This window comes from Siphonobacter sp. SORGH_AS_0500 (assembly GCF_031453245.1).
In the GTDB taxonomy this organism is placed as follows: Bacteria; Bacteroidota; Bacteroidia; order Cytophagales; family Spirosomataceae; genus Siphonobacter.
In genome coordinates this window covers 1,578,507-1,594,484 of record NZ_JAVIYT010000001.1, presented here as the reverse complement: position 1 = coordinate 1,594,484, position 15,978 = coordinate 1,578,507, and the positions used below count along the sequence as shown (strand labels likewise).

At 45.5% G+C, this 15,978-nt stretch carries 15 protein-coding genes; 4 read left to right on the top strand and 11 right to left on the bottom strand.

Going from position 1 to position 15,978, the window contains the following annotated elements; all coding sequences use genetic code 11:
- Window positions 1–19: 19 nt before the first annotated feature.
- Genes QE357_RS06570 through aroQ form a run of 3 tightly spaced genes read right to left on the bottom strand, consistent with a single transcriptional unit; the run spans window position 20 to window position 2,136 of the window.
- Window positions 20–592 (bottom strand): MarC family protein, encoded by a 573-nt coding sequence (locus QE357_RS06570; protein ID WP_309706467.1) that lies wholly within the window; start codon window positions 590–592, stop codon window positions 20–22.
- A 29-nt stretch (window positions 593–621) separates the two neighbouring features.
- Window positions 622–1,662: an aminotransferase class V-fold PLP-dependent enzyme gene (locus tag QE357_RS06565; protein WP_309706466.1), complete on the bottom strand. Its 1,041-nt coding sequence runs from the start codon at window positions 1,660–1,662 to the stop codon at window positions 622–624.
- 57 nt (window positions 1,663–1,719) lie between these two features.
- Entirely contained in the window at window positions 1,720–2,136 is a 417-nt protein-coding gene (gene aroQ, locus QE357_RS06560) for a type II 3-dehydroquinate dehydratase (RefSeq protein WP_307142452.1), read from the bottom strand.
- Window positions 2,137–2,266: 130 nt separating this feature from the next.
- Here aroQ and xerD point away from each other — a divergent pair, with 130 nt between their 5' ends.
- Both xerD and QE357_RS06550 read left to right on the top strand, forming a co-directional pair.
- The gene (gene xerD, locus QE357_RS06555) at window positions 2,267–3,172 is read left to right on the top strand and encodes a site-specific tyrosine recombinase XerD (RefSeq protein ID WP_307142451.1); all 906 of its coding nucleotides are present in this window, start codon (window positions 2,267–2,269) and stop codon (window positions 3,170–3,172) included.
- 151 nt (window positions 3,173–3,323) lie between these two features.
- Window positions 3,324–3,956, top strand: coding sequence for an ATP-binding protein (locus QE357_RS06550; protein WP_309706465.1), 633 nt, complete (start codon window positions 3,324–3,326; stop codon window positions 3,954–3,956).
- A 138-nt stretch (window positions 3,957–4,094) separates the two neighbouring features.
- Here the strand turns inward: QE357_RS06550 and QE357_RS06545 are convergent, their stop codons facing one another.
- The 7 genes from QE357_RS06545 to QE357_RS06515 form a co-directional block, all read right to left on the bottom strand.
- Complete coding sequence (locus tag QE357_RS06545) at window positions 4,095–4,679, bottom strand: DUF4142 domain-containing protein (RefSeq protein ID WP_309706464.1); 585 nt, start codon at window positions 4,677–4,679, stop codon at window positions 4,095–4,097.
- A gap of 229 nt (window positions 4,680–4,908) precedes the next feature.
- Window positions 4,909–7,272 carry a 3-hydroxyacyl-CoA dehydrogenase/enoyl-CoA hydratase family protein gene (locus tag QE357_RS06540; RefSeq protein ID WP_309706463.1) on the bottom strand — a complete coding sequence of 788 codons (2,364 nt, stop codon included), beginning with the start codon at window positions 7,270–7,272 and terminating at the stop codon, window positions 4,909–4,911.
- A gap of 4 nt (window positions 7,273–7,276) precedes the next feature.
- Complete coding sequence (locus tag QE357_RS06535; RefSeq protein WP_309706462.1) at window positions 7,277–7,768, bottom strand: DUF2721 domain-containing protein; 492 nt, start codon at window positions 7,766–7,768, stop codon at window positions 7,277–7,279.
- Window positions 7,769–7,784: 16 nt separating this feature from the next.
- Window positions 7,785–8,234 (bottom strand): MarR family winged helix-turn-helix transcriptional regulator, encoded by a 450-nt coding sequence (locus tag QE357_RS06530; RefSeq protein ID WP_307142446.1) that lies wholly within the window; start codon window positions 8,232–8,234, stop codon window positions 7,785–7,787.
- Between the two features lie 118 nt (window positions 8,235–8,352).
- Window positions 8,353–9,630 (bottom strand): cation:dicarboxylate symporter family transporter, encoded by a 1,278-nt coding sequence (locus QE357_RS06525; protein WP_307142445.1) that lies wholly within the window; start codon window positions 9,628–9,630, stop codon window positions 8,353–8,355.
- A 119-nt stretch (window positions 9,631–9,749) separates the two neighbouring features.
- Window positions 9,750–10,397, bottom strand: a complete 648-nt coding sequence (locus QE357_RS06520; RefSeq protein WP_309706461.1) for a hypothetical protein — start codon at window positions 10,395–10,397, stop codon at window positions 9,750–9,752.
- Window positions 10,398–10,611: 214 nt separating this feature from the next.
- Window positions 10,612–12,213, bottom strand: coding sequence for a peptide chain release factor 3 (locus QE357_RS06515; protein ID WP_307142443.1), 1,602 nt, complete (start codon window positions 12,211–12,213; stop codon window positions 10,612–10,614).
- Window positions 12,214–12,436: 223 nt separating this feature from the next.
- Here QE357_RS06515 and QE357_RS06510 point away from each other — a divergent pair, with 223 nt between their 5' ends.
- Together QE357_RS06510 and QE357_RS06505 are read left to right on the top strand one after the other, a co-directional pair.
- Entirely contained in the window at window positions 12,437–12,946 is a 510-nt protein-coding gene (locus QE357_RS06510) for a histidine phosphatase family protein (protein ID WP_309706460.1), read from the top strand.
- A gap of 272 nt (window positions 12,947–13,218) precedes the next feature.
- Window positions 13,219–13,380, top strand: coding sequence for a hypothetical protein (locus tag QE357_RS06505; RefSeq protein WP_307142441.1), 162 nt, complete (start codon window positions 13,219–13,221; stop codon window positions 13,378–13,380).
- A gap of 63 nt (window positions 13,381–13,443) precedes the next feature.
- Here QE357_RS06505 and QE357_RS06500 read toward each other — a convergent pair whose 3' ends face one another.
- On the bottom strand, window positions 13,444–15,480 hold the full coding sequence (locus QE357_RS06500; RefSeq protein ID WP_309706459.1) for a M13 family metallopeptidase: 2,037 nt from the start codon (window positions 15,478–15,480) through the stop codon (window positions 13,444–13,446).
- Window positions 15,481–15,978 lie beyond the last annotated feature (498 nt).

The window sequence follows — 15,978 nt, the reverse complement described above, 5'->3', positions numbered from 1 at the left end:
ATGCAGGCCGCCTTTTATATTAAATCCCCAGATTACTCCTAAATAATTTAATGGCAATAGCGAGTAAAATAACACCGAATATTTTCTCCAAAATCCCCGTACCGGCAGGCCCTATTTTTTTCTCAATCCAGGATGAAGACTTCAAAACCAGGTAGATTAAAGCTAGGTTTACGAAAATTCCAACCAGAATATTAATCTCCTGGTATTGGGCTTTTAGGGAAAGAATCGTAGTCATCGTTCCGGCTCCGGCAATAATGGGAAAAGCCAGGGGAACAATCGAAGCAGCTCGGGGCTGAATATCCGTACTTTTAAAAATGCTACGTCCCAAGGTCATTTCCAGACCAATCAAAAAAATAATCAATGCACCCGCCACTGCAAACGACTGAACATCCACCCCAAATAACTTAAGAATCGACGTTCCTATGTATAAAAAAGCAATCATAATTCCACCCGAAACCAGCGTGGTAGTGGCGGCATGGATATCTCCAATTTTCTTCCGAATATCCAGTACAATTGGAATAGCTCCAAGAATATCAATCACGGAAAATAATACCAGAGTTACCGATAATACTTCTTTAATATTAAACTTCATAGGCGGGACCTTTCTAAATAGAACCGTGATTAACTCTGTGTAATAAAATGCTTTACTATTGAAAATTCATTGTCCGTCAAAGCCGGAAAATTGGCAATTCTAAAGGTATTTTCTTTCCACTTTCCATACCCATTGCCCAACATAATCCCGTGAGATTTAGCGTTGATTTTAATCTGGTTAATTTTTTCTTTTTCTCCCGTAATGGCCAGTACCGTATCTGACTGGATCAGCGGATTTTCAGCCAAAATTTCCCAATGCGTTTCCTGATTGAAAAATTGAATCATTGCCTGAGCCCGATTTTTCAGGTGTGTTGCGACCTCCGACAACACGGGAACCTGCTCTAGCATCCGCTTTAAAAGATAGATATTCAGCACATTAGGCGTATAATGCGTCTGAAATTTCGCCGCATTTTCATGAATAAACAAGAGACTATTGTAATGATTCCGCTCGTTTATTTCTTCAGCCCACCTCAACGCTCGTGGACTATAAATCATAATTCCTAAACCAGCGGGTAAGCCAAAACATTTCTGCACGGAAGCAAACCAGAGGTCGCCGAGCTGCCAGTTAAAGGCTACTCCCGCCATAGAGGAAGTGGCATCCAAAGCGATTAATCCCGTGGTTTGCTCCCGAATTTTTTCGAGCGTAGCCATTCGGATCTGTGTTCCATTGGAGGTCTCGTTCTGAGTTAAACAGATGAGTTCTGCGTCTTCCGTCAGCTCACATGCATCGTTTAGGTCGAAGGGTTTAGGAATGACCTCTACTCCCAGCTTCTGCGTATACTCCGCCCATTTTTGTCCGAATGCTCCATTATAAGCGTGTAAAGACTGTTGGCGGGTTAACGATTGGGCGATGATTTCCCAGCATTCGGTAGCCGAAGAGACAAAAGCAATGGAGTACTCCGCCGGAATTTCCAGCTTTTCATGCAACAGACGATACGTTTCTTTTACCATTTCCATAGCCTCCGCACTGCGGTGGTTTACGCTCAAAATCCCCGATTGATACGCATCCTGCAAATACGTGGCTACTTGCGGATAGACTTTCGATGGTCCTGGATAAAAAGAAAGAATCATTGTATTTGCTTTTTCTGGTACTAAAGACGTGACGAAACCTCGTCTATTATTGCTTTTTTATAATAGCGACCGAATCGCCATTTCGTAGCCTTTCAAACCGAAGCCAATCACTATTCCGGCGGCTTTGGGGCTGATATAACTATGATGACGGAAAGCTTCCCGGGCGTGAACATTCGAAATATGCACTTCAATCACGGGTGTTTTCACCCCTGAAATTGCATCGGCCAGGGCTACGCTGGTGTGTGTATAGGCTCCAGCATTAAGGATAATCCCGTCATAGGAAAAACCCACTTCATGAATTTTATCCAGTAATGCTCCTTCGTGATTCGACTGAAAGTATTCCAGTGTTACTTCTGGGAATTTTGGTAACAGGGTAGCAAAATAGTCTTCAAACGTCTGCGAACCGTACACTTCGGGTTCCCGGCGTCCGAGTAAATTTAAATTAGGGCCGTTGATAATCAGGATGCGTTTCACCTTTTCTTTTTGTTTAGAGTCAAACCCCTATTTCCGGTGTTATATTTAAAAATGTTCGGTGCGAAAAATGAGTTATTCCCGCCGTAACACCTCACTACTATCAACCCTTTAGGAAAATAACGGTTCATCAATGCTTTGGCAAAGCTATCTTAAAAACTTCAAATCTTACCTGACGCTCGAACGCTCTCTTTCCGAACATTCGATTGAGGCGTATTTACACGACGCTCAAAAGTTTATTCAATATCTGCAACTATCTGGACAGGAGAAGCTTTCGCCAGAACAGGTTACCGACGTTCACTTGCTGGATTTTTTATATTACCTCGGTGAATTAGGCATCGCTTCTACCTCCCAGGCTCGTATTTTATCCGGTATTAAGGCCTTTTTCAAATTTATGTTGCTGGAACAGGTCATTCCCACCGATCCGGCTTCGTTGATTGAATCGCCTAAACTAGGTCGAAAGTTACCAGATACCCTAAGTTTCCCAGAAGTGGAAGCGTTACTGGCAGCCATTGACCTTTCTACGCCCGAAGGTACCCGAAATCGAGCCATCATCGAGGTATTATACGGCTGCGGATTACGGGTTTCGGAGTTAACCGACCTGCGGGTTAGTGAATTGTACTTTGACATTGGCTTCATTCGGGTCTTTGGCAAAGGGGGCAAAACCCGGCTGATTCCCGTTGGTCGCGACGCGATCAAGTATACGCAGATTTACCTGGATGAAATTCGTCGGCATCTGGATATTCAGAAGGGTTCGGAAGATATGCTTTTCCTCAATCGTCGTGGGAAAAGCCTTACCCGAATCATGATCTTTTTGATTATTAAGGATCTCGCGGCTAAAATTGGCTTGCAGAAGAACATTTCTCCGCACACCTTCCGCCATAGTTTCGCCACACACCTGATTGAAGGCGGGGCCGATTTACGAGCTGTGCAGGAAATGCTGGGTCATGAATCCATCACCACCACTGAAATTTACACTCACCTTGACCGGGATTATCTGAAAACGGTCATTACGGAATATCACCCCCGTGGACGTTAATCTTTGCCAAAAACCCGCTGAGGATGTCTTGCATTTTACTCAAAATCGAGTAAATTACTTCCAGGATAGGCTCTGGCAAAAGATTTTCTGAACCGAAGACCAGGACCGCTTGTTATGTCCATACTTATACTAAAACCCCTTATTCTACTGAATGCCATTTCCAACACTCACGGATTTATTAAGCCAATCGGAAGGCTCTACTCTTGAATTTAAACGCACCATTGAAGCTCCCGGTCGCATCGCCAAAACGCTGGCGGCTTTTGCTAATACTTCGGGTGGCTGGCTGGTGATCGGTGTGAACGATGATCGATCGGTGAAAGGCATTGAATCGGAAAAAGACATTGTTCAGCAACTCGAAGCGGCTTCGGATTTATTCGTTCAGCCAGGCGTTTTGCTCCGTTACAAAGCCGTTGAGCATCACGAACGCCGCGTGCTGATTGTTCGGGTTGATGAAAGCGAGGATAAACCTCACCAAGCAAAAGACCATCAGGGACAATGGCAGGTGTACGTTCGGGCCCGGGATAAATCAGTTCCGGCAACCAAGCAGATGGGCAAATGGTTGCAGGAACAGGGAGAAGTTTCCTCTGAATTACTGCAACAGCACAACGTCAAACGGTTGATCTCTTATCTTCAGAAGCATAAGCAGATTTCGGCCAAACAGTTTGCCCAGTTGGTAAATATCTCCGAATACCGATCTGATAAATTGCTGCAACAATGTACCCGTGAAGGCTTGTTACTCACCCTTCATAATCAACAGCCCAAGACGTTTACTTTACGGAAATAATAGGTTGTTAGCGGTTGTTAGTTGTTAGTTAATATAATAATATTCAGATTTTTATAACTGAATGTTATTATATCAAAAAAGCCGCTGGAATCAGTTCCAGCGGCTTTTTTGATAACAGATAAGAGCATTCTAATCTGACTATTTCATGCTATCTCTAATTTGCTTTACATGGTTCAGGTGTTCTTTTACCACACCTGAAGTTTTAGTAGCAAATTCTTTCAGTTGCATATCTTTACATTCGGTAGCGGCATCGCTGAAGGCTTTATCATCCATTTCGTGGGCATCTACCATCAGGCTTACGTATTTCTTGTCGAATTCTTTGCCTGAAAGCTTGCTCAGCTCATTGTATTTTTCCTGATGATCTTCACCCATTTGAGGAGGCAGAACAATTCCTTTGGCCGAAGCGATTGCCATCAGTTCTTCATTAGCTTTGCCGTGATCTTTTACCATCATGGCAGCAAATTCTTTCACTTTAGGATTCATTCCTTTTTGTTCAGCCAGTTTAGAAGCTTCTACTTCAAACATACCGCCGCTTGCCGCTTTCATGGCAAAGTCAGAATCCTTACTGTCTACCGTTTGCAGACTATCATTCATATTTTCAGCCTGATCCATGGAAGCATCAGCCTGTTCTTCAGAAGCTTTTTCTGTGTTTGATTTATTTTCACAAGCCTGGAATGCAAGGGCACTAGCCGCTAGCATGCATAACATCGTTACCTTTTTCATCGTGTGTAGCAATTAATTAAGAGTTAGTCTCTTCGGTTGAAAATTCGAATACTTAAAAACTTCTAAAAATCCCGTACCTGATTATTAAAATCCTATTAAACACCCAATTCTATTGATTCTGAGTCCGTAGTGGGAGGAAATTTTTCCGCAACATCTGGCAAGTTTCTCTATAAAAGCGAACAGGTTCCCGAGATCATCGGGAACCTGTTCGCTTTTAGCTTCTAAGCTATTAGTTACGAGGAGCTTTGCCGCCCGTTAATACCTGCTGGATTCGCTCCAGGGTTTTAAGTTCACCACTCAAACTCAGAAAGGCTTCCCTTTCCAGATCGAGCAAATATTGTTCAGAAACAAGCTGGGGCCGATCCAGATTTCCACCCGAAATGACATAGGCCAGTTTTTGTAAAATGAACTGATCGTGTTCAGTAATAAAATGAGCCGCCCGCATTTGGGCAATACCCGCTTCGAAAGCCGCTATTCCTTTTTTCCCCATAACCTGAACATCGGTTCGGGGCGAAGCCTGGGTATAACCTTGATCGGCCAGCTTCACTACTGCATTACGAGCTTCGGCAATCAGCCGGGAACGATTCAGCACGATCTGATCCTTGGATCGCAAGAAATTCATTTCTAAAGCCTCCTGAGCCGAACCCGAAACTTTTGCGGTGGCAATAGTAGTGAACGCTCGTTGCAGAGCCTCTTCGTCGCCCTGCTGGTGTAAATCCGAGCAGCGAAGAGCCATTTCTTTCGTGCCTCCCCCCGCCGGAATCAGACCCACCCCTACTTCTACCAGCCCCATATAAGTTTCGGCCGCTGCTACTAACTGATCGGCGTGAAGGCTGATTTCGCAGCCACCACCCAGAGCCAGCGTGTGCGGAGCTACCACCACCGGAATAGAGGAGTAACGCACCCGCATCATCGTTTGCTGGAAGCGATTAATCATCTGATTTACTTCCTCCCATTTTTGCTGGGAAGCGTAAACGAATAACAGTCCAAGATTAACCCCCGCCGAAAAAGCTTCGGTCGAATCGTTCCCAATGACTAACCCGCGATGATTTTTCTCGGCGAGTGTAAGGGCATATTCCAGGGCATCCATCAGAGGCAGACCGAAGGTATTCATCTTGGAATGAGCTTCCAGACCTATCACACCCTCGCCTAAGTCCCACAGATGACCCTCGGCATTACTCCAGATTTCTTTATTATTTCGTAAATGATCGAGGATAATGATTCCTTCCTGACCAGGAATAAGCTGATAGGTTTGGGAAACGATGTCGTAGTAATAACGCTTCGTATTTTCAAGGGTATAAAAACGACCTTTTCCTGCCTGAACTAACGCATACACCCAATCCGCTGGTTTTTTACCCAGGCTTTCGATGAGTTCAATCCCATTCTGAATACCTATGGATTCCCATAATTCAAACCAGCCATAGTGCCAGTCCAGACCCGCCTTCACCGCTTGGTCAATCTGGTATAATCCGTCCGCAATTTCAGGAATGCGGTGACTTACGTAGGCTAAGTTTTCAGCAAAAATCGTTCGGTAAAACTCACCTATTTTCCCCTCTTCCTTCCATAATATCGAAAGTCGGGCTTCGAGACTGGGAGCTTTTTTGATGGCTTCCAGTACGGGTATCTTCAGCTTTTGGACAGAACGATAATCAAGCGAGGGAAGGTCCAGGGCCTGTATAACGGACGCCCCCTTTTCGGTTTTTTCTTTCTTGTAAAACCCCTGACCCGTCGAATCTCCGAGCCATTTGTTTTGCAACAAGGTCTGCAAAATGCCCGGAAGCTGAAAACCATTTCGGGATTCATCTTTACTCAATACCTGAGCCAAGCCCTGTGCGGCATAGGCCAGCGTATGAATACCAAGCGTATCCGCTGCCCGGAAAGTGCCGGCTTTGGGTCTACCCAGCGGAGCGGCAGTCAAGAGATCTATTTCTTCAACGGATAAACCCAGTTTTTCGGCTGCCCGAATGTTCTGAAGCAAGGAATACATCCCAACCCGATTCGCTATAAAAGCTGGCGTGTCTTTGGCCAGCACTACGGTTTTTCCCAAGTGATACTCGCAAAAATGCTGAAGGGAATCAATTACTTCAGGGGCTATTTGCGGTGTTGGAATGAGTTCCAGTAGCTTTACGTAACGAACGGGCTGAAAGAAGTTCGTTACGCAGAAATTTCGCCGGAAGTCTTCGCTACGTCCTTCAATTAATCCCTTAATGGGCAACTCTTGCGTAGCCGAACTGACGATACTGCCCGGTTTTCGATGCGTATCTACTTCCTCAAAAATGTTTTTCTTGGTCTCCAGTTTTTCCTCGACGGCTTCAATAACCCAGTCACAGTCCTGAATTTTATGGAAATCCTCTTCCACCGTTCCCACCAGGACCCGCTTCGAAAAACTTCGGGCATACAACGGATGAGGCTTGGTTTTGCTAACCCGCTGTAAAGCCTCCCTTAGTACGGAGATTCGTTCAGAAGGATTAATATCTGGAGCAGTCGTACCCAGTAACAACACTTCAAGGTTGGCATTAGCCATTTGAAAGGCAATCTGGATACTTAACTCACCGCTGCCTAAAACAGCTATTTTCTGGATAAGACGATGCATACTATCAAGATTCGCTGGATTTGCCCTGTTTCTTCCGGCGGTCGATCCAGCTCATAACATCCCGCAAACGTTTTACGGTCGACTGGTGGCCCAGAACGTGCTCCATGTCCGACAGTTCGATTTTTAAGGCTTCAATGGAAATAGTAATTTCAAAAACGGAAATGGCCAGAGCTCCGGCCTGCATAAAAAGGGCAATGCCGAAAAGCCAGCCTGCGGTTACCTGATATTCCAGGTAAATGGCAATCATACATAAGATACTTACGAACAAGCTACTAACCCCCAGAAATTGCATATTACGAATCAGCAGAACCCGAAATTGCAGGGAGCGAATTTGCTCGATGAGTACGATATTATTCAGGGAAGTCGGATTAACCCGATATTCGGCGTGTAAGTCTCTGATTACTTTGGCCGTAGCCGTAAAGCGATTGGTAAATCCAAGCAGCAGCAACGATGCCGTTGAGAACAAAAGTGCTGGAGTGGATAAAGCTAATTCCATGGTTTTGATTTGAAAATTAGTTACTCTCGGCCCGAAGGCTGTTGTTTTCAGCATCAACGAGTCGCTGAATTTCTTTCATGGTTTCGAAAAAAAACTGAAGCTTCTCTTCACCAATCCGTTGATATACAACCGAATTGAAACGTAAAACCCCTTGCCGAGCCACGTCTCTTTTCAGTTTTCCTTCTTCCGTCAAAAAAACATTAACCACCCGCTTGTCGTGCTCGTCCATTTTTCGAAAAATCCAACCTTTCTCTTCGAGCGTTTTTAGCATCCGGGTGAGTGAACGGGGCTCTAATCCCAGTAATGGAGCGATTTTAGTAGCGGGCGTGCCGTTTTTATCGATATTCAGCAGTACATATCCAACGGCCATACTCATGTCCGACCTGGCAGCGTTGGTATTATACATCCGACTAATGGCGTACCAGACGGTTTTAATGTGATAATCAACGGTTTTTTCCGCTTTCATGAACATCAGGTTTGTGGGGAATGCCTTATTTCATCAAAGGTGGTGAAAAGCGGAACAACGGACAAATACTCCCTTCTTCTAACCCTCCTTTCCTGTGCTGCTTTGGGGAAATCGGACCTTATTTTTCGCTGACATGCATAGCTAACTCCATTTTTTCGCGGTTGAACTCTTTCTCATTATTCGCGATCCAGATCGTAGCTACGCCATTTCCAATAATATTGGTAATAGCCCTTGCCTCGGACATGAAGCGATCTACGCCCAGTAACAAAGCCAGCCCCTCCACGGGAATTACTTTCACCGCAGTTAAGGTAGAAGCCAGGACAACGAAACCGCTTCCGGTAACCCCGGCGGCACCTTTGGAGGTCACCATGAGAATACCAATAATCGTCAGAATCTGTTCCCAGGTCAGGTGCACCTGAAATACCTGAGCCAGAAAAATAGTCGCCATAGAAAGGTAAATCGTAGTGCCGTCCAGGTTGAAGGAATAACCCGCCGGAACAACCAGACCAACCACGGGTTTCGAGCAGCCCATGCGTTCGAGCTTTTCCATGATGGAAGGCAAGGCAGCTTCTGAAGAGGACGTGCCTAACACGATCAGTAGCTCTTCTTTAATGAACTTCAAAAAACGCCAAATGCTGATCTTGTACGTACGCAGGATCAGGCCCAATACCCCAAAAATGAAACAGGCCATAGTCAGGTAGACCGTTACCATGAGTTTGCCCAGGGGAAGTAACGTATGAATGCCGTACTTACCGATGGTATAAGCCATTCCGCCAAAAGCCCCGATGGGTGCCATCAGCATGACTTTATGCAATCCCCAGAAAATATATTTGGAGGCTTTTTGTAACAGATTCACGATTGTATCCCGACCCGAGTAACGACTCAGCAATGCTCCCAGCACAATTGCAACTACCAGTACTTGCAAGGTAACGTTATCACCAAAAAAGGTCCACCAGTTGAATTCACTGGCTGAATTGGTATATCTGGAAATATCTCCGCCTTTTACCTGATTCGTCACTACTCCGTCACCGGGGCGTAAGAGTTGAGCCAACGCTACGCCAATGATCAGAGCAAACGTAGTGACAACTTCAAAGTAAATCAGAGCCTTGGCTCCTACTTTGCCGACTTTCTTCAAATCCCCCATGCTAACGATGCCTAGGGTAATCGTCAGGAAAATAATGGGGTTAATAAAGAGCTTGACAGTGCTGATGAATATACCACTCAAAAACTCACTAATGGTTACGCCCAGACTTAATTCCTGACCCATGAAATGCCCCTTAATGGGCTCTTCCATGATTCGGTATAAGGCGACTTCTGGAAAAAAATGCCCGAGCAAAATCCCTAAAGTAATCGCAGTAAGTACCCAGAAAGTCAGGTTAGTAAAGAGTTTTTTCATTTTCACAGGATAGAGACAAAGCCGAAATATACCAAATTTATAAGTACTAGCTGGGGAATTAACGAAAAAAACCACAACCCGAAGGCTGTGGTTTTAGAATATTCTAAGCTAGTTAGATCTTACCACCAGGCTAATTCCAGACCTAAACCGTAGATCGTCAGGATCCAGCCAGCAACCCAAGCTAGAGAAATCAGAATCCACAGACCGCTGCTCCAAACAGCTGCGGCACTGATGATACTCAAAATCAAAGCAGCCGCCAGGATAATTACCCCGATACGCAGGTATTTATTCCAATCAGAAAATGGCTTTTTACCTTTTGCCTGAGCTTTTTCAGCCTTTAAGATTTGCTTGTTTACTTTCTTAACTACTAACTTCTCAACAGCCGTCAGTTTTTTGCCAGCTTGAGCCACTACGTTCACATGACCTTGTTCGTCTTTCTTGAACGCAATTTTGTTCATCAGTTTTGCAGCTCTCTTATTAGCTACCACACCCGTTTTTGTGGAAGCAACCGCCACAGGAGCTTCTACTTTAGCAGCCGTTTCTACAGGTTTTGCTGCTTCTACCAACGAAGGAGTCACTACTTCTTCAGCTACAGGAGCTACTTCCACAGGGGCAACCACCTCAGCCTGAGGAGCTTTAGCCTTGGCTACGTGCTCAACTGCAGGAGTGCTTGACTTTTGGAAGGTCGTGTACTGAGTACGCTGACAAGAGGTAAGAGACAGGGCCATCAGGCCGACAGCCGAAGCGAGTAAATGAAGTTTTTTCATTTTTGGAGTTTGTTTTATAGGTTGAACACCGCCACATAATTAGGGATTTTCCCTTTTCCATGCAACGCCTTCACTAAAATTAGTGTATTAAAATACTTAACTGTTGAAGTACAGAATAAGTTTTAGACTTTATAAATCAAGCCATTACTAAAAAAGCGGATACCTGAATCAGGTACCCGCTTTTTAGCTTTATATGAATTGTACTTAGATGACTTTACGCTTCGACGGCCAGTTTAAATTCAGAAGTCAAATGGAATTTAATATCGGGATTGTTCTGGATATTCATCCGCAACATCCATTCCGATTCAGCCAGGAATACCGCGTGATCGTCTTTATCGTAAGCAATCTGCGTTCCTTTGAGGCGAATGTACTCGCTGAGCTTCAACGGATTATCGCTGGTAATCCAGCAGGCTTTCGAAATGGGCATGTTATCAAAGCGACATTTCGCTCCGTACTCATGCTCCAGACGGTACTGAATTACTTCAAACTGTAATTCACCAACGGTTCCCACTACTTTCCGGTTACCGGGCTGAATCATGAACAACTGAGCCACGCCTTCATCCGTTAACTGCTGGATACCCTTTTCCAATTGCTTGGATTTAAGCGGATCCATATTGATTAACTCCTTGAAAATCTCGGGGGAGAAACTTGGAATTCCCTGGAAGAATAAGTCTTCTCCTTCCGTTAAGGTATCACCGATTTTAAAGTTACCCGTATCGTACAGACCCACTACATCGCCCGGGAAAGCCTCGTCGATAACGTCTTTCGATTGAGCCATGAAGTTATAGGGGTTCGAGAAACGAACGCCCTTATCGAGCCGAACGTGGTGGTAAAACTTGTTCCGCTCGAACGTACCTGAGCATACGCGTAAGAATGCGATTCGGTCGCGGTGTTTAGGGTCCAGGTTTGCATGAATTTTGAAAACGAAGCCCGTAAATTTCTTCTCCGTTGGTTCAATAATCCGTACGTCCGTCTGGCGTTCCTGCGTAGCCGGGGCTATTTCGCAGAAGGTATCCAGCAATTCCTGCACGCCGAAGTTGTTCACCGCCGAACCGAAGAACACCGGAGCTACTTCGCCTTTCAGGTAAGGTTCAGCATTAAATTCGTCGTAAACACCTTCGATTAATTCTACGTCCTCGCGTAACTGATTGGCATCGCGTTCGCCCACCTGTTTGTCCAGAGCAGGAGAATTGAGGTCTTCAATCGCCACAATATCCCGTTCGATCCGGGTTTTGTTTACACTGAATAAGTTCAGTGATTTATCGTACAAATTATAAACGCCTTTGAAGTTCTGGCCAATGTTAATAGGCCAGGTCAGCGGACGTACTTTAATCATCAGTTTTTGTTCCAGTTCGTCGAGCAGATCGAAAGGATTTTGGCCTTCACGGTCCATCTTATTGACGAAAATGATTACCGGCGTATTCCGCATCCGGCATACTTCCATCAAACGTTCGGTCTGTTCCTCTACGCCTTTTACGCAGTCAATAACCAGAATAACCGAATCGACCGCCGTTAAGGTACGATAGGTATCTTCGGCAAAGTCTTTGTGACCTGGCGTATCGAGAATATTGATTTTAAGGTCATTATACTCGAATGTCATCACCGAAGTAGCCACGGAGATTCCCCGTTGCTTCTCAATCTCCATAAAATCGGAGGTAGCCGATTTTTTAATTTTATTGGACTTTACCGCTCCTGCGGTCTGGATGGCTCCCCCGAAAAGCAGTAATTTTTCAGTAAGCGTTGTTTTCCCGGCATCGGGGTGAGAAATAATCCCGAAGGTGCGACGTTTCGCAATTTCTTGTTCTATCTTGGTCATAATCAATAGGATTACCCTATATCTATCGACAGGTTCAGTGCCTGTGTCCCTCTTTTCTTTCGATTCGAAAACGGAAAACGGCTCTGCTCGAGCCGTTTTACAAAATTAACCATTTTCCGGGGTATTATTGGAAAATTGCGTTCAATCGCCATGAATTTGTAGGGGTAACTTATCTTTCTTTCAGAAAAATCGTAGGTTTGATTAAGTAGTATAACCTTATCCAATGACTAAAACGCTATATCTGGTTCGTCACGCCGAAGCCGAACAACCGGCAGGTGGAGCCTACGACTTTCAACGTTCCCTAACCGCTCAGGGCTTAATTGACTCGACCCGGATGGGGCGGGTGATGGCTGAAAAACAGATTGTTATTCAGACCTTAATCAGCAGCCCTGCCGAACGCACCCGCATGACTGCCCAGGTTTTTGCCGAGCAACTGGGCTTTACTTTCGAAAAAACACAGTTCATTCAGGACCTGTACGAGGGAGCACCCCGGTATTATCTGGCGGCGATTAATCAGATTGCAGAGGATATTGATTCGGCCATGCTTGTGGGGCATAATCCCAGCATTACCTATCTGTCGGAATACCTCTGCCATGAAATTCTGGGCACGGTTCCGACGTGTAGTATCATTGCCATTTCTTTTGAAAACCTGACCTGGGCCGAGGTTTCTAACCGAACGGGAAAATTACTTTTCTATGATTCCCCGGAAAAATTAGCAGGTTTTGATTATTGATCCTCTAGTAAGCACAAGGCCCGTCCAATGGAACGGGCCTTGCTGTTTCAGTTAAGGGATTCGGCAGTTTATCTGGGATAAAACTATGCGTTTCTTCTTGAAAAAATAATACAGCGGTAAAATATTTTTTAGATTCAAACGTTAACGAATCCCTAAAAAGCGACGGCGATGCTTAAAATTTCCACGAATTCTCTTCGAAAAGAAAGTACATTTTTTCGGTCAGCCGTACCTTTGCTCGGCTCCTCGCACTTATTTCCGGGGTGGCATACGCTATGAATCGTCAGAAAAAAATATTCTTCATTGGCTTACTTGTCTTTACCTTAATCGTCATTGCGATTACCATAGACATGGCCCGCCGAACGACGGCTCCCTGGAATCGTAAAAAAACGATTGACCGCGTGCTACCCATTACACCAGACAGCACCCGGAAGTAGTTATTCCCTAGCAAAAAAGGGAGCTGATACCAGCTCCCTTTTTTACATTAGCATCTCCCTCTATTACCAGATTTTCGCCCGAATATCTTCTGGACGATACATTTTATCACCAGGTTTCACGCCGAACGCTTCGTAAAAAGGCTCAAAGTTGGACAAGGGGCCATTGGTACGGAACTCGCCGGGGGAGTGTGGATCGGTATTGACGCGTAAACGCAGAGCTTCATCCCGCGTTTTTGTACGCCAGATCTGAGCAAAAGCCAGAAAGAACCGCTGATCGGGCGTAAAACCGTCAATTTTTTCGTTGGATTTACCCTGCTTCGTGTAGGTTTTGAAGGCTGCATAAGAAACAGACAAACCACCCAAATCCGCCAGATTTTCGCCCAGCGTTAACTGCCCCTTCACGTGCAGGTTATCGAGAACAGTATAGCCATCGAACTGATCGATTACCAACTGAGCCCGTTGCTTGAACTGATCGGCGTCTTCTTTTTTCCACCAGTTTTTCAGCATACCCATGTAGTTATACTGGCGGCCCTGATCGTCGAACCCGTGCGTCATTTCGTGACCAATTACAGCTCCGATAGCCCCATAATTAAAGGCATCATCCGCTGTAGGATCAAAGAAAGGCCATTGCAGAATTCCAGCGGGGAAAGCGATTTCGTTCCGAACGGGGCTGTAATAGGCGTTAACCGTGGGTGGCGTCATGCCCCACTCCGTTTTATCCACGGGTTTTCCCAGACGATTGATCATTTCGTCGTAACGCCATTTACTCAGAGCCTTGATGTTACCGAAGTAATCATCCCGCTTCACCGTTACGCCTTCGTAGTTTTTCCATTTCGTAGGATAACCAATTTTAGGCGTGAAGGAATGTAACTTCTTGAGGGCTTCCTGCTTGGTTTCCGCCGTCATCCATTCCAGAGCATTGATACGCGTTTCGAATACTTTCTGGAGATTGGCTACCAGCTCGTCCATCCGTTTCTTGGATTCGGGCTTGAAATATTTGGCAACGTATAACTGCCCCAATAAGTCTCCTAACATCCCGTCGGTCTGGCTTGAAAGGCGTTTCCAACGATCCTGTTGTACTTTCTGGCCATTCAGGGTTTTACCTACGTATTCAAAACTGGCATTCACGAAAGGACTACTCAAATTCGAAGCTGCTGAACTGATGACCGAAAACTTCATCTTCGCTTTCAGCGTTTCGATGTTTTCAGCGGGTAACATGGTGTTCAGGTATTCGTAATACTTCGGCTGACCTACGATGATGGTATCGGTCTTCATTCGCAGTTTGGTTAATACCATCGGTAAATCCAGATTCGGGATTTTTGCGGCAAAATCTTTCGTTGCAAACTTATTATACTGAGCAATGGGATTCCGCATTTCGATGCGTCCCAGGTGAGAAGCCGCAATTTTTGTTTCCAGAGCCAGAATATCATCCGCCGTTTTCTGAGCCGCGGAAGCTTCCGTTCCGGTTAAGGTAAAGAGCGTCGCAATGTATTTTTTGTAGGCTGCCCGCACTTTCTGCGTCGCCGCGTCGTCCTTGGTATAATAATCCTTCTCAGGTAAGCCTGTTCCGGTTTGACGCATACTCACGATGTACGCATCGGGATTTTTAGCATCAGCTCCAACGCCAATGCCCAGGAACGTTCCTCCACCTTCGAGCGGATGCGTAGCTGAATAGGCTAGTAAATCTTTGTAGTTTTTGATCTTGTCAATCGCTACCAGTGTCGCCTTAATGGGTTCGTATCCACGCTTTTCGATGGCTACGGTGTCCATGCCCGAGGCGTAGAAATCTCCTACGCGTTGCTCGATGCTTCCTTTGGCAGCTTTGCTTTTTGCTGCGGCTTCCAGAATTTCGTGAATGTGCTTATTGTTTTCGTCCCGCAGGATGTTGAACGAACCCCAACCCGTTTCTGAAGCCGGAATTTCCGTATTCTTCAGCCAGGTGCCATTGGCATAGAGGAAGAAATCTTCACGAGGGCTAACCGACTGATCCATACCGGAAATGTCCAGGCCTTTACGCTTGGGGTCATCCACGGGTTTTGCTACGAAAGCCGCCGCACTCAAGGCCGCCAGGCCCAGTACCAGAACGTTACGTTTTTTCATATTTGTTGATGAACTAATGGAAATCAAACTCACAAAAATCACTAACTCTTTAGCAATCTCTCAAGCATTTGCGACTAGTTTCCCGATTTCGGCTACTTGTGTGAGCGTTTGGTCTAGTTGGATAAAGTTTGAGAAGTTTGATTGAGTTTGAGGACGTTTAAATAGGTTAGCGAAAGCCCCACACGCCCCGGGTTATCACCTGAATCCCTCCAGACCAGGACTACTAACGAGGTTAACCACGCTGGGATTTAAAGCAGGTGGTAGCCCTGCCGTTGCCAGCTTTTTTGCTGGCAACATGAGCTATTGGAAGAAAGTTGCTAAATCATCGAGTTTGATCGTACCACCTAGGTTAGTACCCGGACTTACCTAGAATGGCTCCATCCAGACCGGGTCCATCCAAACTACTAATGAAGTTAACCACGCTGGGGTTATTAAGGCATTTCAAACCTCCTCAAACACCATCTAACGCTTTCGAACCTCCTGCACCCTTCTCAAACT

What these genes read in the sequence shown, in the direction of transcription:
- QE357_RS06570 (WP_309706467.1), bottom strand. Translation starts at nt 592, where the DNA reads ATGAAGTTTAATATTAAAGAAGTATTATCGGTAACTCTGGTATTATTT.
- QE357_RS06565 (WP_309706466.1), bottom strand. Translation starts at nt 1,662, where the DNA reads ATGATTCTTTCTTTTTATCCAGGACCATCGAAAGTCTATCCGCAAGTA.
- xerD (WP_307142451.1), top strand. Translation starts at nt 2,267, where the DNA reads ATGCTTTGGCAAAGCTATCTTAAAAACTTCAAATCTTACCTGACGCTC.
- QE357_RS06550 (WP_309706465.1), top strand. Translation starts at nt 3,324, where the DNA reads ATGCCATTTCCAACACTCACGGATTTATTAAGCCAATCGGAAGGCTCT.
- QE357_RS06545 (WP_309706464.1), bottom strand. Translation starts at nt 4,679, where the DNA reads ATGAAAAAGGTAACGATGTTATGCATGCTAGCGGCTAGTGCCCTTGCA.
- QE357_RS06540 (WP_309706463.1), bottom strand. Translation starts at nt 7,272, where the DNA reads ATGCATCGTCTTATCCAGAAAATAGCTGTTTTAGGCAGCGGTGAGTTA.
- QE357_RS06535 (WP_309706462.1), bottom strand. Translation starts at nt 7,768, where the DNA reads ATGGAATTAGCTTTATCCACTCCAGCACTTTTGTTCTCAACGGCATCG.
- QE357_RS06530 (WP_307142446.1), bottom strand. Translation starts at nt 8,234, where the DNA reads ATGAAAGCGGAAAAAACCGTTGATTATCACATTAAAACCGTCTGGTAC.
- QE357_RS06525 (WP_307142445.1), bottom strand. Translation starts at nt 9,630, where the DNA reads ATGAAAAAACTCTTTACTAACCTGACTTTCTGGGTACTTACTGCGATT.
- QE357_RS06520 (WP_309706461.1), bottom strand. Translation starts at nt 10,397, where the DNA reads ATGAAAAAACTTCATTTACTCGCTTCGGCTGTCGGCCTGATGGCCCTG.
- QE357_RS06515 (WP_307142443.1), bottom strand. Translation starts at nt 12,213, where the DNA reads ATGACCAAGATAGAACAAGAAATTGCGAAACGTCGCACCTTCGGGATT.
- QE357_RS06510 (WP_309706460.1), top strand. Translation starts at nt 12,437, where the DNA reads ATGACTAAAACGCTATATCTGGTTCGTCACGCCGAAGCCGAACAACCG.
- QE357_RS06505 (WP_307142441.1), top strand. Translation starts at nt 13,219, where the DNA reads ATGAATCGTCAGAAAAAAATATTCTTCATTGGCTTACTTGTCTTTACC.
- QE357_RS06500 (WP_309706459.1), bottom strand. Translation starts at nt 15,480, where the DNA reads ATGAAAAAACGTAACGTTCTGGTACTGGGCCTGGCGGCCTTGAGTGCG.